Raw genomic sequence first — 15,652 nt, forward strand, 5'->3', positions numbered from 1 at the left:
TTTGTGCTCTGCTCCGGCGCGAGTCGCGCAGGGCCGAGGAATGGAATAAGTAATTGCGTGCCGACTGGTGCAGCTCCCCTGTGGCAGAGGCTTGCCGCGGCACAAGTGTCTATTCTGCCACTAAACAGCGGGCACCCGCAAAGCGACGGGGTCTCCGCCATTCGGGGAATGGCTACTGTGACGCCGGCTTTTCGCGCACGATGATCACGTTCGGGTCGGGAGTCTGCGTGTGACGCGGGGTGTTTCCGAGACCAGGCTCGGGGAAACCGGGCGCCGTGAAGCCGGCCGGCGGGAACGCCGCACCCGGTTGCGCGGTCTGTTCGAGCAGGTCCATCATCGCCTGCATCCGGCGACGCGCGGCGGTGAACAGCTCCCACAGGGCGAACCAGAAGGCGCAAATACCGATCACGACAACCACGACCGACAACCACGCGGCCGAAGAGGCGTAGAAACCGACGGCGATGATCGACGCATGCCAGAGGCTCAGCACACCGACATCCGCCCAGGACACCGCGCGTTCTTCCCTGACCTCTTTGCGCGCGAAGAACAGCAGCGCGATCACCAGGAGGCCGAGCCCGAGCAGGAGCGCGCCGAATACGACGCCCAGAACCTGCCAGCCTCCGGCACCGAAGATCGGCCAGCCGATCACCAACCAGAGCGGGAGAACGAAGGCAGCGATGAACTGCCAGTAATAGAAAGCGCGACGGATGATCACGCCTCCAGAATAGCCAGCCGAAACTGTTTATTCCTCCGAGTTCGCCGCAGGCAGAAGGTCCGGACGCACACGGCGGGTGCGTTCGACCTGCTGCTCGTGACGCCAGGCGGCGATCGCGCCGTGATTGCCGCTCAGCAAGACGGGCGGAACGTCACGACCGCGCCAGCTGGCGGGCTTCGTGTAGCTCGGGTACTCAAGCAGACCGTTCTCGTGAGACTCCTCCACGAGGCTGGCCGGATTGCCGACAACGCCCGGAATCAGGCGCCCGATCGCTTCGATCATGGCCATCACGGCGACCTCGCCTCCGTTCAACACGTAGTCGCCGAGGCTGACCAGGCGCACGCGAGCGTGGGTAGCGGTGTCGTCGATCACGCGCTGGTCGATGCCCTCGTAGCGGCCGCAGCCGAAGACGAGGTGCTTCTCGGCCGCAAGCTCGCGAGCCATGGCCTGGGTGAAGACGTCGCCGGCGGGCGACGGAAAGATGACGAGGGGCAGCTCGGATGTGGCGTCATCGGTGTGTGACATGGGCTCGGCGTCTGCCGGGGCAACATCCGAGCCGGCATCGGGGCCGGCATCCGGGCCGCTCGCCGGAGCGAGAATCGCGTCGAACGCCTCACCCCACGGCTCGGGCTTCATGACCATACCGGCTCCCCCGCCGTACGGGGTGTCGTCGACGGTGCGGTGACGGTCATGCGTGTAGTCGCGCAGGTTGTGCACGCCGAGGTCGATCAAACCGCTCTGGCGAGCCTTGCCCAGAAGTGAGATGTCCAGCACATCGAAGAACTCGGGAAAAATCGTGACGATGTCGATGCGCATACCGACAATTCTACGAGAGTGCTCCGCGGTGCCAGCACCGGACGCCCCTCGCATACAACTGTGGCCACGTGCCTTCCCGAAGGAATGCACGCGGCCACACAGTTGAGCTGACTGCTGAAACTACTCGGCAGGAACGTCCGGCGCCGCGTCGGCGTCAGCGCCAGCAGGCGCGTCGGCTTCGGGAGCAACAGGGGCCGCGGTCTCAGCAGTTTCTGCAGATTCCTCAGCCTCGTCGGGCAATTCCTCGAACAGACCGGTCGGCGGCGTCACCGTGACGGTGCCGGCGGCGATGTCAACGGCGGGAACAATGGCCTTCACGAAGGGCACCATCACATCACCATTGGGCGTCTTCACAATCAACAGGTCCTGCGCAGGCATGTGGTCGAGACGCGCGATGGTCCCGACCTTCACACCGTCACGCATGACCGCGAGGCCGACGAGCTGGTGGTCGTACCAGGCGTCTTCCTCATCGGATGCTTCAGCCGGGTCCTGCTCGATCCAGAGGATCGCCTTGGCCAGCGTCTCGGCCGCTGAGCGGTCGAGAACATCCTTGAAGAAACCGACGGGGTGCTGGTTGTACCAGCGCAACTCGACGAGTTCCAAAGTCTTGCCGTGCCAGGGCGACCCGGTCGGCACTTGGAGGGTGAACACAGAGCCCGGGACGAAACGACGTCCCGGGTCATCCGTGAACATTTCCAGCTTGATAGCGCCCTTGAGGCCATGGGCCTTCGTCAGGCGTCCCACCCGGAGCTGGGTGCGCGGAGGCGTGTTCTCGTTCACCGAGTACGACTTAGAAGTCGGTGTCGACGACGTCGACACGCACGCGCTTGCCGTCGGCCAGAGCGGCCACCAAGGTGCGCAGTGCTTTCGCAGTGCGGCCTGAGCGACCGATGACCCGGCCGAGGTCCTCGGGGTTCACACGAACCTCGAGAACATCGCCGCGGGGGGAATTTTTTGCAGCAACGTGCACATCGTCAGGGTGATCAACGATCCCCTTGACGAGGTGCTCAAGTGCGGGAGCAAGCAAAATTACGCCTTGTCCTCGGTGGTTTCTTCAGCTTCAGCCTCGGCCGGAGCCTCAACCTTGGCAACCGGCTTCTCAGCCTTGGGCTTCAGAACCGGCTTCTTCTTCTCGTCAGCGACGAAGGCAACCTTGGGCTCCTTGACCTTGACGGTGTTCTTGGCGTCCTTGTCACCCTTGAAGATGCCCCAGTCGCCTGTGAGCTTCAGCAGTGCAGCAACCTGCTCAGTCGGCTGGGCGCCAACGCCGAGCCAGTACTGGGCACGCTCGGACTTGACCTCAATGACCGAGGGCTCCTGCGTGGGGTGGTAGATGCCGATCTCTTCGATGACACGACCATCGCGCTTGGTGCGCGAGTCGGCAACGACGATGCGGTAGTACGGTGCACGGATCTTACCCATGCGCTTCAAACGAATTTTGACAGCCACAATTCTCCTGTGATGTTGATATTTTGGCGAACTGAGGGCCGTGAGCGTGGGGGCACACTCGGCACAAGCTCAAAGGGGTTCAGTGCATCTGATTAGAGGGTCGGACACAACAGAACTCGACTAACCATTCTGTCAGACTTCACCGCATTTGTGATAATCCACATTCAACGGATGCGCACGGTGACGAAGGATGCGTCAGAGCGCGTTCTTGCCGTCCCGCCAGGCCAGCCAATCCGCGACGGCGCCGAGGTCATAGTGTGGGCCGGAGACTCCGAGGGTGAAGAGTCGGGCACCCAGGTCGTAGAGCTCGTCGGCTTCGGCGAACGTGCGATGACGCACCTCGGTAGAGATCTCGATCTCCTCGATGTTCCGACCGACCATGTCGCACCATCCGGCCAGCACGCCCAGCTTGTGCTCCAGCACGTCAGGCGCCCCGAAGGAATGCCAGATATCGGCATGCTGGGCGACGATGCGCAGGGTCTTCTTCTCTCCCCCGCCTCCGATCAGCACCGGAACGGCACGGGTCGGCGGCGGGTTCAGCTTTGCCCACCGCGCTTCGATGCGGGGAAGATCGGCGGCCAGGGCATTCAGACGGCTACCGGCGGTGCCGAACTCGTAGCCATATTCGACGTAGTCACGTTCGAACCAGCCGGACCCGGTGCCGAAGATGAAACGACCGCCGCTGATGTGGTCGATGGTGCGGGCCATGTCGGCTTGCAGGTCGGCGTTGCGGTAGCTGTTGCAATTGACCAGCGCGCCCAGCTCGATCGTCGTCGTCTGCTCGGCCCAGGCCGAGAGCAACGACCAGGATTCGAAGTGCATACCGTCACGGTCGCCCGACAGCGGGAAGAAGTGGTCCCAGTTGAAGACGATGTCGGCGCCACGGGCCTCCACCTCGGCCACGGCGGTTCTGATCTGTGAGTAGTCGGCATGCTGAGGCGCCAACTGCACACCCAATCGAACCGGTCGTTGCGAAGAAGTCATTGCGACAGCTTATTGGCGGCCAACGTCCGCCGGCTGTCGCCCCTCGTACCGAGAATCGCCGGTCCTCCGGCGATTCTCGGCAGGAGCGGCGATTCTCGCGGGCATTTGACCCGGGCTAGCGGCCCAGCATCTTCTGCAGGGCAGCCATCTCGTCTTCGCTCGGTCCGCCGGCCTTCTTCGCGCCGCCGAGGCCGAAGCCGGTTCCGGCAGCCTCGGCGCCGGCCGGCTTCACACCGGCCTCGATTGCCGCGTTCTCCGCGGCGCGCTTGGCCGGGTTGCCCGACTTCGAGCCCTTCTTCTTCGCCTGCACCTTGCCGCGTCCGCCGCCGAAACCGGCGCCGGGGATCGGGCCCATTCCGGGAATGTTCGGCATGCCGCCCTTGGCGACCGTCTTCATCATCTTCGCGGCCTGCTCGAACCGCTGAACCAGCTGGTTCACCTCGGTCACCGTGCTGCCGGAGCCGCGTGCGATCCGCAGGCGGCGTGAGCCGTTCAGGAGTTTCGGGGAGACCCGCTCGGCCTTCGTCATCGACTGGATGATGGCTTCGGTGCGCACGATCTCGCGCTCGTCGAAGTTGTCGAGCTGAGCCTTCATGGCGCCGGCGCCCGGCAGCATGCCCATCATCTTCTTGATGGAGCCCATGTTGCGCAGCTGCTGCATCTGACCGAGGAAGTCATCGAGAGTGAAGGTGTCCGTCGCGAATTTCTCGGCGACCTTGCGTGCTTCGTCTTCGTCGAAGGCACCCTGCGCCTGCTCGATCAGGGTGAGGATGTCACCGAGGTCGAGGATGCGGCTGGCCATGCGGTCGGGGTGGAACGGTTCGAAGTCGTCGAGGCTCTCGCCCGTCGACGCGAACATGATCGGGCGTCCGGTGATCGAGGCCACCGAGAGCGCGGCGCCACCGCGCGCGTCACCGTCGAGCTTGGTGAGCACCACACCAGTGAAGTCGACGCCGTCCTGGAACGCCTTGGCCGTCGCGACCGCATCCTGACCGATCATCGCGTCAATGACGAAGAGCACCTCGTCGGGATCGATCGCCTTGCGGATGTCGGCGGCCTGCTTCATCAGCTCGGCGTCAACACCGAGACGACCGGCGGTGTCCACGATCACCGTGTCATAGAGCTTCTGCTGCGCGAACTTGATCGCGTCTTTGGCGACCTTGACCGGGTTGCCGACGCCGTTGCCGGGCTCGGGCGCGTAGACCGGCACTCCGGCCTGCTCGCCGACGACCTGCAGCTGGGTGACGGCGTTCGGGCGCTGGAGGTCGGCGGCGACGAGAAGCGGAGTGTGGCCGTCTTTGGCCAACCACTTCGCGAGCTTTCCGGCGAGGGTGGTCTTACCGGCACCCTGCAGGCCTGCGAGCATGATGATCGTCGGCGGCTTCTTCGCGAATTCGAGACGACGCTGCTGACCGCCGAGGATCGCGATGAGTTCCTCGTTGACGATCTGCACAACCTGCTGCGCCGGGTTGAGCGCCTTGTTGACCTCGTCACCGAGGGCGCGCTCGCGCACCTTGCCGGTGAAATCCTTGACCACGGACAACGCCACGTCGGCGTCGAGAAGAGCGCGACGAATCTCGCGAACTGTGCCGTCGACATCCGCAGCCGAAAGCTTGCCCTTGGTGCGGAGATTCTTGAAGGTCTCGGCGAGGCGGTCTGAAAGGTTTCCGAAAGTAGCCATGGTGGCTTTAGTTTAACCGGTCTTGCTGGTCACAATCGCACAGGCCGCGCACAGGCGGGCGTGGCGGCCTCGACTAGTCGTCGATCTCCACCGACACCGTGTCTCCGTTGACGTCGAGCGCAACGATGAGCAGGGTGTCGGTCTCGTGCGGACTGATCGAGTAGTCCAGCACGGCGAAGTGTTCTTCGCTGCCGCTGTTGTGCGGGTGGAAACCGATGCGCTGCAGGCGCAGAGAACGCAAGAAATCGATCTGCTGGTCGCCAGAGCCCCAAATGAGCGCGTCGGAGAGCGCCTCGGGGCCGAGCTCATCGATCGACTGCTCGATGTACAGCGCGGTCTTCGAGTTTTCCTTGCTCAAATCGGCGACGAGCGACTCACGGGCCTGCGAGTCCAAGTCTTCGAGGGAGCTGATCATCGCGGCGGCGATATCGAGGTTCTCAACCTTCACCGACTCCTCGTCGGGAGCATTCAAATCAATGTCGACGTTCTGGTCGCCGAGTTCGGCGGTTTCAGACCAGTGGATGTCGCCGGCTCTGTCGCTGCCGAGTACACCGAAGAAGTCGTGTTCGATGGTCATGAGGGGTCCTATCCGACGAGTTTCTGTGCAAATACGTGAGGGGTGAAGCCGGTGAGGTCGTTGATTCCCTCGCCCTGGCCGACAAGCTTGATGGGGATGCCGGTCTTCTCCTGCACGGCCAGAACGAAACCGCCCTTGGCCGAGCCGTCAAGCTTTGTCAGAACGAGGCCGGTCACTCCGGCGTGCTCGATGAAGGCCTCGGCCTGGGCGAGCCCGTTCTGACCGGTTGTCGCGTCGAGCACGAGAAGCACCTCGGCGATCGGCGCCTGTTTCTCGAGCACCCGGCGAATCTTGGTGAGTTCATCCATCAGACCGCCTTTGGTCTGCAGACGGCCGGCGGTGTCGATGATGACGATCTCGAAACCCTCCGCCTTGGCCCGCTCCACGGTCTGGAAGGCGACGGATGCCGGGTCTTGGCCCTGCGCCTGCGGCTTCACGATCTCGGCGCCGGCGCGTTCGGCCCAGGTGGCCAGTTGTTCGACGGCCGCGGCGCGGAATGTGTCGGCCGCGCCGATCAGCACGGTGCGGCCGTGCGTGCGCAGGAACTTGGCGAACTTGCCGATCGTGGTCGTCTTGCCGACCCCGTTCACGCCAACGACGAGCACGACGGCAGGGCGATCGCTGAGGGTCAGCGTCGGGTTCAACCGGGCGAGGCGCTCTTCGATGCCTTCGCGCAGCATCCGCTGCAGGTCGGCCGGGTCGGTCGTGTTGTACTTGGCGACCTTGGCCCGCAGGTCGGCCACGACTGCGTCGGTGACATCGGGGCCGAAGTCCGCGCGGAGCAGGGCATCCTCGAGGTCGTCCCAGGTCTCTGCGTCGATTGTCTTCTTCGCGAACATGCCGCGCAGGGCGCCGGAAAGTGACCAGGGGGTGCGATCTGCCATGGCTCTAGCCTACGGCCCCGGAACCGGGGGGCTGGCGCCGACGGGAGTGCCTGGTTATGCTCCGGGGTGCCGACTGCGAATCTCAGCCGACGAACCTCCATTCACCCACGATGAAAGGCCACGTCATGACGTTCACCTCCCACCACGAATCGGCTTTTGACGAGCTCGCCGAACTTCTCGACGGCACGGTGATTCGTCCGGGACAGGCAACCTGGGATGAGGCTCGGGCCGCATGGAATCTCGCGATCGATCAGCAACCTGCCGCCGTCGTCACGCCGAACCATGTGGAAGACATCGGCCACATCTTGAAGGCCGCACACGCCACGGGTCTGGATGTCTCGGTGCAACCGCGCGGGCATGGAGCGAACGGCGACCTGGCAGGGTGCATTCTGTTGCGCCCGACCGCGTTCGATGAGGTGACGATCCACGTCGAGGAGCGCTACGCGCGTGTCGGCGCCGGCGTGCTCTGGGGCACGTTCCTTCCCTCGCTCGAAGGAACAGGACTGATCGCGCTGGCCGGAACGAACCCCGACGTCAGTGTGGCCGGGTACCTGCTCTCGGGCGGTCACTCCTGGTTCAGTCGGTGGAAGGGACTCGCCGCTCATTCGATCCGTGCCGTCGAACTCGTCGATGCCTCGGGCGAGCTGCGCAGGGTGACCGCGGAGAGCGACCCGGAGTTGTTGTGGGCTCTCCGCGGCGGAGGCGGATTGTTCGGCGTCGTGACGACGCTGGAGATCGACCTTTTTGAAGCACCCGACCTGTTCGGTGGCAAGATCATCTTCCCGGGCGTGACCGCCGAGGCCGTCTTCGAGCTGGCCGATGCCGTCATTCGCACCGCGCCCGACGAGCTGTCCCTCCTTGTCGGCCTCATCAACATGCCTGACGCCCCATTCGTACCGGAGCCGATGCGCGGGCAGACCTTCGCCACCGTCGATGTCGTCTTCGTCGGATCGGCCGCTGCCGGCGCCGCGCTGATCGCACAGCTCGTCGAGGGCGTCACGCCGGTCGCCAACATGACCCGGCCGTTCACGATCGGTCAGCTCGGAGAGGTCGCCGCTGAACCCACCGACCCGAGCGGGGCGCTCGATTGGGCCGCGACCCTGAGCGATACATCGGGATCGGTGTTGGCCGACATTGCCGCCGGCTTCCGTGCGGCAAGCCCGGCCGGCTTGACTTTGCTCTCATTCCGGCCGCTCGGCGGCGCCATCGCCCGCTCCGACCGCGACGCAACGGCAGTAGTCGGCCACCTTGATGCCCGGTACACGGTGTTCGCCGCAGCCATCATCATGGATCCGACGGCCGCTCTCGACCCCGACGCCCTCTTCGAACCGCTGGACGAGGCCGTGGCCGGACGCACCGTGCAGTTGACGGTGCCGACGTTCCTCACGCATGGTCAGGGATTGGCGGATGCCTATGGCGAGGCTGACCTGGCACGTCTGGCCGAGATCAAGCGGCGCGTCGACCCGCACGACGTCATCCGCAGCAACCGGGGGTTGCCGGCATAACCACCGAGCTCTCTACGACGCCTGCTCTTCGTCGCGCGCAAGACGCTGACCGACGACCGCTGACACGCCATCCTGACGCATCGACACCCCGTAGAGCGCGTCGGCGATCTCCATCGTGCGCTTCTGGTGCGTGATCACGATCAGCTGACTCGTCTCACGAAGGTCCTCGAAAATGGTGAGCAAACGGCCGAGGTTGGCGTCGTCGAGGGCTGCCTCGACCTCGTCCATGATGTAGAACGGGCTGGGCCGGGCCTTGAAGATCGCGATCAGGAGCGCCACTGCCGCGAGTGAACGCTCGCCGCCGGAGAGCAAGGAGAGCCGCTCGATCTTCTTGCCGGCCGGCTTGACCGAGACTTCGATGCCGGTGGTCAGCATATTGTCGGGGTCGGTCAGCCAGATGCTGCCGGTGCCGCCGGGGAACAGCACGGGGAAGACCTGGGCGAACGCCGCCTTCGTGTCGTCGAACGCGCTGGCGAAGATGACCTCCATCTTGCCGTCGATGTCGTCGATGATGGTCAACAGATCGGCCCGGGTCTTCGTCAGGTCGGCCAGTTGCTCGGTCAGGAACAGGTGTCGTTGTTCGAGTGCTGCGAATTCTTCGAGCGCGAGCGGGTTCACCCGGCCGAGTTGGGCGAATTTGCGTTCGGCATCGGCGAGGCGCTTCCGCTGTTCGTCCCGATCGAACGGGGTCGGCGACGCGTCGGCATCCGCCGGATCAGCGGCGGGAATCAGTTGGTCGGGACCGTACTCGCCGACCAGCACCGCTTCGACGAGGCCCAGTTCGCTCTCGGCCCGTTCGAGCAGGCTGGAGAGATGCAGCTTCTTCTCATAGATCTGCAACTCGAGGCCGTGCACGTTCTCGGTGATCGCCTGCAGCCGATTGCGAAGCGCCGATTCTTCCGAGCGGAGGGCGACGAGTTCTTGGTTCTGGCTGCTGCGCTCGGCTTCAGCATTCGTCAGCCGCACTCGTGCTTCCGCCACCGATGCGTCGACCGAGGCGAGAACGGCGGGCAGCGCCTCGGCGACGCCGGTCGCGGCATCCACCTGACGACGGCGGATGACCGCGCGCCTGGCCGCTTCTTCGGCAGCGGTGCGGTCCGCCTCCCGCTGCTTCGTCAGCGATTCACGGTGTGCCTCGGCGGCCGTGACCCGTTCGCGTGACGTTTCAACCTGCAACCGTGCCTCGATCTCGCGTTCGCGGGCCGCCTCAAGTTCGGCATAAAGGGCGTCGCGGGTGCTGACGTCGAGGATCGGTCGCGGGCGCGACTGGGCAACTTCACGTTCGGATTGAGCCGCAGCGACGGCCATTTCGGCCTCGGCGACCGCGACGCTCGCGAGAGCCAGGCCCGCCGACAGCCGGTCGAATTCGGCGGTCGACGCCTCGATCTGCACGACGGCGCGGCTGAGCGTTGCGGTGTGCGCTGACCGACGCGCTTCGGATTCGCGAAGCGCACTCTCTGCCGTCGCGGACTGCTGTTTGTGGGACTGAAGAAGCGTGCGCTGCTCGGCCAATTCGAATCGCTCACGTTCGATGTCGTGCAGCACCGCCTCTAGCTTGTCTGCGGCGGCGTCGCGCTCGGCGATCAATTCGAGTTTGCTCTGTTTCGCCCCGGAACCCCCGCGCAACAGGTAGTCGGTCAGCACGTCTCCCGACCGGGTGATCAGCGTGATCGGGGTCGTGCTTCCCGCGGCGGCGAGTGCCGCACCCAGCTGCGGGTAGGCGGCACGGGCCGCGGCGAGGTCGGCGGCGATCAGTGTGGTCGCCAGGATCCCCCGAACCCCTTCCGGGGCGTCGACGACGGAGTTCGCCGAAACAAGACCAGGAAGAGCCGGCAGTTCGTCCGCGATCGATGACGAGCCGCGCGCACCGTTCGCCTCAGCGACGATCAGGTCGACCCGGCCCAGGTCGGCATCCCCGGCGTGCTCGACGGCCTCGAATGCGGCAGTGCGCGTCTCAGCGAGCACGGCGTCCGCCAGTGTGCCGAGTGCTGCGGCAATCGCCGCTTCGAAGCCCGGCTGCACGTGAATGTGCTCGGCGACCAGCCCGCGGATACCCGCGAGCCCGGCGGCGATGACGGCGGAGGAACCGTCTTTCTGGTCGAGCGCAAGCGACAGGGCGCTGCGGCGCGCAGCCAGGGCGTCCCGTTCACGCTCTGCGGCGTGCACCGTTTCGCGGAGGCGTTCAATGTCGGCCTCGACGGTCACGATCGCCGCGTTGGCGCGTTCGGCGAGTTCGGCGACGTCGGCGTCGCCGGCCTCGGCCGAGGCGTTGTTCGCCGCAGTCTCAAGTTCGGTGATGCGCTCCTGGGCGGCCTGGCGCCTGGCCTCTGCGGCATCGAGCGCGTTCTGCTGGCGCAACACCTCACCCCGCACGGCGGCCAGGTGCGAGGCAGCCGAATCGGCTTGCCCGCTCAGCTTGGACACCTCGAGGTCGTGAGCGGAGACGCGGAGCGCCTGGGCGGCGATCTCCTCGTCGACCGCGTCCAATCGGCGGCGTACGGTCACGGTCTCGGTTTGGGCGTCGATCCAGCCCGCCTCCGCCGTGGCGATGCCGGCGCGGAGCCGATCGATCTCGTCGGCGGCATCCTGCAGCATGGCCGACGTGACGCCGGGACCGCGGTCCTGCGCCGGGGTTTCAGAGCCGAGCAGGGCCAGGCGCTGGTTGGCCAGTGTGTAGAGACCGCGCAGACGTTCTTGCACCGACTCGAGGCCGAAACTCGTGCGGCGTGCGGCGTCGACGGCGTCGCCGATCTGCGCCTGTTCCAGCCGCTGCACGCGCGCCTGCTTCTGTTCGAGCTGATCCTGCAGCACGATTCGTTCGGAGTGCCGTTCGCTCTCTGTGCGACCGTGGGTGTCGAGGGCCGTGCGGAGGGTGACAACATCATCGGCGAGCAGGCGTGCGCGCGCATCCCGCACCACCGCGGCGATTCCTTGTGCTGTGCGGGCCACTTCGGCCTGCGCACCGAGGGGCTTGAGTTGCCGGCGCAGCTCGCCCGCCAGGTCATTCAACCGGGTGAGGTTCGTCTGCATCGCGTCGAGCTTGCGGAGGGTTTTCTCCTTGCGGCGCCGGTGCTTGAGAATGCCCGCTGCCTCTTCGATGAACCCGCGGCGGTCCTCCGGGCTGGCATGCAGAACCGCGTCGAGTTGCCCCTGCCCGACGATGACGTGCATCTCACGGCCGAGTCCGGAATCACTCAGCAGTTCCTGCACATCCAAAAGACGGCAGGTCTGGCCGTTGATCGCATACTCGCTGCCGCCGTTGCGGAACAGGGTGCGGGAAATCGTGACTTCCGAGTAGTCGATGGGCAAGGCGCCGTCGGCATTGTCAATGGTGAGCGTCACCTCGGCGCGACCGAGCGGTCCGCGTGTGGAGGTGCCGGCGAAGATGACGTCTTCCATCTTTCCGCCGCGCAGCGTTTTCACGCCCTGCTCCCCCATCACCCAGGCGAGTGCGTCGACGACGTTCGACTTGCCGGAGCCGTTGGGGCCGACCACACAGGTCACCCCTTGCTCGAAGGCGAATGTGGTCGATTGGGCAAACGATTTGAAACCCTTGAGGGTGAGACTCTTCAGGTACAACGCGCTCGCCCTTTCCTCTGGTGTGCTGGGGTGCAAGTCAACGGTACCCGACAGAGGGCCGGTGGGCCCTGAAGTGCGCGTCGTGTTCCGCCGAACGGGTAGTGTCCGCTCCCCCGCCGGGCTACGCTGTCACGCTATGGTCTCGTTCACCATCGAAGAGTTGCCGATACCGTCACGGCCAGGGGCATCCGGTTGGGCGGATTTCGCCGCATCCCTCGAGCTGCAGAACGCAGTCGAGGCCGAGGGTTACGGCTCCGACGAGTTAACCTTCACCCCCGAAGAGCTCCTTCCCGGTTATCACCACCAGGAGTACGACCCGCGGCGCCTCTATGCCGTCAGAGTCGGTGATCAGATCGTCGCCGGCGCCCGGACCGACGCCCAGGCCGAGGGAGGCGACGACTGCGTCTGGCTGTCACTGTCGGTGCATCGGGACTGGCGGCGTCACGGAATCGGTTCCGCGCTCGCCGCCCACGTGGAGGGTGTCGCCGTCGCCGAGGGACGCACCACCCAGTACGTCTACACGGTCTCCCCCGACGGCCCCGGTGATCGCCTGGCGGCACCGACCGGATTCGGATCCGTGCCCCGGGCGAATCCCGAGGTGAGGTTTCTGCTCGGCCGCGGCTACCAGCTCGAGCAAATCGAACGCGGAAGCCGCTTGGCCCTGCCCCTCGACCCCGTCGCGCTCGCCGAGCGGTTCAGCGTTGCATCGCGCACTTCAGGAGCCGAATACCGGGTTCACATCTGGGAAGGGATGACGCCGTCACGCTGGCGAACGGATGTCGCGGTGCTGTACACGCGGATGAGCACCGACGCGCCGTCGGCCGGATTGAACGAGCCGGAAGACGTGTGGAGCGTCGAGCGCCTCGTTACCTACGAAGAGAAACATCGGGCGAGCCCGCGCACGCTTCTGACCGCGGCCGTCGAGCATCGTCCGTCGGGACGCCTCGTCGGCTTCACCGAGCTGTCGGTTCCACCGGACACCGATCGCAGTGTGAGCCAGGAGTCCACCCTGGTGTTGCGTGGGCATCGCGGACACGGCCTCGGGATGCTGGTCAAGCTGGCGAATCTGCATCAACTGGCTATGCGGCATCCGGGCCGACCAGCCGTGACCACGTTCAACGCCGAGGAAAACCGGCACATGCTGCGGGTCAACGAGGAGCTGGGGTTCGTGCCGATGGGTTACGAGGGGGCGTGGAAGCGGGTCGCCTCGTAACCCATCCGCTGAACTAATTCTTCGGGGTCGCCCGGCGCAGTGCCAGGAAGCCGCCGAGGGCCGCGAACGCCGTCGGAATCAGGAGCCATGCGAAGATGCCGGCCGTGCCTTGCGCCACGAACCAGGTTCCGACCATGGGCCAGCTGCTGGTGTACGTGATCAGGGCGATACTGCCGAGAAGAACCAGGGCGAACGAGACCCAGAAGACGAGCATTCCGGGCATCCGCCAGCGCATGTAGATGGTCGCCACGGATGCGCCGACGAAGAAGACGAGCATCTGCATCACGAAGAAGGCGAGCAGGTCGACGTACCACCCGCTTTGCCCGAACCAGAGGGCGTTGAACATGTAGGTGCCGATGAACCAGCCGTTCGTGAGCTGCTCGATCTGGGTCAGCAGGGTGAAGGCCACGGCGTTGAAGGCGGAAATCAGCACGAACAAGAGTGAGGTACCGAGATAGAACTCCCGCCGCGTCACGCTGAAGCCGAGGGCGAACGGAAATCCGAACGCGATCGACTGCACGGCCACGACGATGAGGTACCACTGCGGTGCGAGCACGGCCCAGCTGTAGCGCTGGTTCTCCGTCGCTTCCACACCACCGAGCCCGTTCCCGGTGGCGAAGCCGATGATGTTCGAGATGATGATCGAAATCACAAAGGCGAATGCAACGATGAGCCAGGGAATCCCGATGTAGGTGCGGCGGTCGACGAGGTGCATCCGCACCACGCTCCACATTCGCGTCACGAAGGAATGCTGTGGTGCCGTCACGACCGGATCGCTCATGCTCGGTGTCTCCCTCAGGTCTGACGGTACGGGGGTGGATGTTGTGGTCATGCTGAGGCGCTCCAATCTGCGGTGGTGCGTGAGCCGTCGCGCGCGGCAACGCCGCTCGGCCCTGTCGTCAATCGAACAATCAGCTGCTGCAGGGAGACCGGGCCGAGTTCGACTCCGGCCGCGGAGGCACGGCGGTGATCCTCGCTGTTCAGACCGCCGACCGTTGCTGAGGCCAACCCGCCGATACGCTCGCGATGCAGCACGTCACGGCCGACGATGAACGCGTCGACATCGCTGGCGCGCCCGACGACGGTGCTGGCGCTGCCGCGCAACTCGTCGGCGTCCTGATCGAGCAGGATGCGTCCCTCATCGATGAGCAGCACATGCTCAAGCAGATTGCTCACCTCGTCGATGAGATGAGTGGAAAGGATGATGGTGCGCGGGTGCTCGGCATAATCCTCGAGCAGGCGGTCGTAGAAGATCTGGCGCGCGACGGCATCCAGGCCGAGGTAGGGCTCGTCGAAGAACGTGAGCGGTGCGCGGGAGGCGAGTCCGACGATGACCCCGACGGCCGAGAGCTGGCCGCGCGAGACCTTCTTGAGTTCGCGATTCAGCGGTACCCGGAAGTCGTCGACAAGTTGGGCGGCGAAGTCCGCGTCCCAGTTCGAGAAGAACCACGGCGCGCTTTTCAGCACGTGCTTCACCTTGTACTGCTCCGGATACTTCTGGCTCTCTTTGATGAAACAGATCTGCTGCAACACCCGTGAATTCTCGACGGGTTCTTCACCGAACACCGAGATGCGCCCGCTCGTCGCGAACTGCTGACCGGTGAGCATCTGCATCACCGTGGTCTTTCCGGCGCCGTTTCGCCCGAGCAGACCGTAGATCTTGTTCGCTTCGACGTCGAAACTCACGTTGTCGACCGCGGTAAACCGACCGAATTGCTTGGTCAGGCCGTCAACGCGCACGGCGGGAGGGTTTGTCATGCTCATGAGGACATCGCTTCTTTCTGTGTCGCGCTGCTCGAGGTCAGCGTCGGGCTGTTCTGGATCATCTCGGCCACCTGGTTCGGTGAGATGCCGAGCTTTGCTGCTTCGTCGAGCAGCGGCCGGAGGTAACGGCCCGGAAACTCGTCGGTGCGTGTAGTGACGAGTCGTTGACGCGCGCCGGTGGCCACGAACATTCCGATTCCCCGTTTCTTGTAGAGGATGCCGTCTTCGACCAGGCGGTTGACGCCCTTGCCCGCCGTGGCGGGGTTGATGCGATAGAACGCCGCGAACTCGTTGGTCGAGGGCACTTGACTCTCTTCGAGAATCACACCCTCGATAATGTCGTTCTCGATCTGTTCGGCGATCTGAACGAAGATCGGCTTGCCTTCTTCGATCAACGCTGGCCCGCTCTCTGGGTGAAGATGGTTCATTGGTTAGTTACTTGCGTAACTAACCAACCATCTACGCTCGCGGATGTCAAGGGTCGC

At 64.9% G+C, this 15,652-nt stretch carries 15 protein-coding genes; 2 read left to right on the forward strand and 13 right to left on the reverse strand.

The window, feature by feature from the left end:
* Positions 1–172: 172 nt before the first annotated feature.
* The 9 genes from AC1DCF_RS00375 to ftsY all read right to left on the reverse strand — a co-directional run bounded on the left by AC1DCF_RS00375 (position 173) and on the right by ftsY (position 7,106).
* A complete protein-coding gene (locus tag AC1DCF_RS00375) occupies positions 173–715 on the reverse strand; it encodes a hypothetical protein (RefSeq protein WP_477209288.1) in 543 nt (180 codons plus the stop codon).
* Between the two features lie 27 nt (positions 716–742).
* Positions 743–1,531, reverse strand: a complete 789-nt coding sequence (gene trmD, locus AC1DCF_RS00380) for a tRNA (guanosine(37)-N1)-methyltransferase TrmD (protein WP_477209289.1) — start codon at positions 1,529–1,531, stop codon at positions 743–745.
* A gap of 120 nt (positions 1,532–1,651) precedes the next feature.
* The gene (gene rimM / locus AC1DCF_RS00385) at positions 1,652–2,224 is read right to left on the reverse strand and encodes a ribosome maturation factor RimM (protein WP_477209807.1); all 573 of its coding nucleotides are present in this window, start codon (positions 2,222–2,224) and stop codon (positions 1,652–1,654) included.
* 97 nt (positions 2,225–2,321) lie between these two features.
* The gene (locus AC1DCF_RS00390) at positions 2,322–2,558 is read right to left on the reverse strand and encodes an RNA-binding protein (protein ID WP_179578221.1); all 237 of its coding nucleotides are present in this window, start codon (positions 2,556–2,558) and stop codon (positions 2,322–2,324) included.
* A 2-nt stretch (positions 2,559–2,560) separates the two neighbouring features.
* Entirely contained in the window at positions 2,561–2,980 is a 420-nt protein-coding gene (gene rpsP, locus AC1DCF_RS00395) for a 30S ribosomal protein S16 (protein ID WP_477209290.1), read from the reverse strand.
* 195 nt (positions 2,981–3,175) lie between these two features.
* Positions 3,176–3,964, reverse strand: coding sequence for an LLM class F420-dependent oxidoreductase (locus AC1DCF_RS00400; protein WP_477209291.1), 789 nt, complete (start codon positions 3,962–3,964; stop codon positions 3,176–3,178).
* A gap of 115 nt (positions 3,965–4,079) precedes the next feature.
* Positions 4,080–5,645 (reverse strand): signal recognition particle protein, encoded by a 1,566-nt coding sequence (gene ffh, locus AC1DCF_RS00405; protein WP_477209292.1) that lies wholly within the window; start codon positions 5,643–5,645, stop codon positions 4,080–4,082.
* Between the two features lie 73 nt (positions 5,646–5,718).
* Complete coding sequence (locus AC1DCF_RS00410; RefSeq protein ID WP_441790430.1) at positions 5,719–6,222, reverse strand: DUF2004 domain-containing protein; 504 nt, start codon at positions 6,220–6,222, stop codon at positions 5,719–5,721.
* A gap of 8 nt (positions 6,223–6,230) precedes the next feature.
* Entirely contained in the window at positions 6,231–7,106 is an 876-nt protein-coding gene (ftsY, locus tag AC1DCF_RS00415; RefSeq protein WP_441790429.1) for a signal recognition particle-docking protein FtsY, read from the reverse strand.
* Positions 7,107–7,231: 125 nt separating this feature from the next.
* Here ftsY and AC1DCF_RS00420 point away from each other — a divergent pair, with 125 nt between their 5' ends.
* Positions 7,232–8,611 carry an FAD-binding oxidoreductase gene (locus AC1DCF_RS00420; RefSeq protein WP_477209293.1) on the forward strand — a complete coding sequence of 460 codons (1,380 nt, stop codon included), beginning with the start codon at positions 7,232–7,234 and terminating at the stop codon, positions 8,609–8,611.
* A 12-nt stretch (positions 8,612–8,623) separates the two neighbouring features.
* Here the strand turns inward: AC1DCF_RS00420 and smc are convergent, their stop codons facing one another.
* Positions 8,624–12,190: a chromosome segregation protein SMC gene (smc, locus tag AC1DCF_RS00425; RefSeq protein ID WP_477209294.1), complete on the reverse strand. Its 3,567-nt coding sequence runs from the start codon at positions 12,188–12,190 to the stop codon at positions 8,624–8,626.
* Positions 12,191–12,326: 136 nt separating this feature from the next.
* Here smc and AC1DCF_RS00430 point away from each other — a divergent pair, with 136 nt between their 5' ends.
* Positions 12,327–13,403 (forward strand): GNAT family N-acetyltransferase, encoded by a 1,077-nt coding sequence (locus AC1DCF_RS00430; protein WP_477209295.1) that lies wholly within the window; start codon positions 12,327–12,329, stop codon positions 13,401–13,403.
* 13 nt (positions 13,404–13,416) lie between these two features.
* On the opposite strand, the gene AC1DCF_RS00435 is transcribed toward AC1DCF_RS00430, so the two are convergent.
* The 3 genes from AC1DCF_RS00435 to AC1DCF_RS00445 are packed head-to-tail and all read right to left on the reverse strand — an operon-like array spanning position 13,417 to position 15,595.
* Positions 13,417–14,235 carry a hypothetical protein gene (locus AC1DCF_RS00435; protein WP_477209296.1) on the reverse strand — a complete coding sequence of 273 codons (819 nt, stop codon included), beginning with the start codon at positions 14,233–14,235 and terminating at the stop codon, positions 13,417–13,419.
* On the reverse strand, positions 14,232–15,167 hold the full coding sequence (locus AC1DCF_RS00440; RefSeq protein ID WP_477209297.1) for an ABC transporter ATP-binding protein: 936 nt from the start codon (positions 15,165–15,167) through the stop codon (positions 14,232–14,234). The genes AC1DCF_RS00435 and AC1DCF_RS00440 overlap by 4 nt, the downstream gene beginning before the upstream one ends.
* The gene (locus AC1DCF_RS00445; RefSeq protein ID WP_477209298.1) at positions 15,164–15,595 is read right to left on the reverse strand and encodes a GntR family transcriptional regulator; all 432 of its coding nucleotides are present in this window, start codon (positions 15,593–15,595) and stop codon (positions 15,164–15,166) included. Before AC1DCF_RS00445 ends, AC1DCF_RS00440 begins: the two co-directional genes overlap by 4 nt.
* Positions 15,596–15,652 lie beyond the last annotated feature (57 nt).

The sequence above is a fragment of the Leifsonia sp. 10L418 genome, from assembly GCF_056395445.1.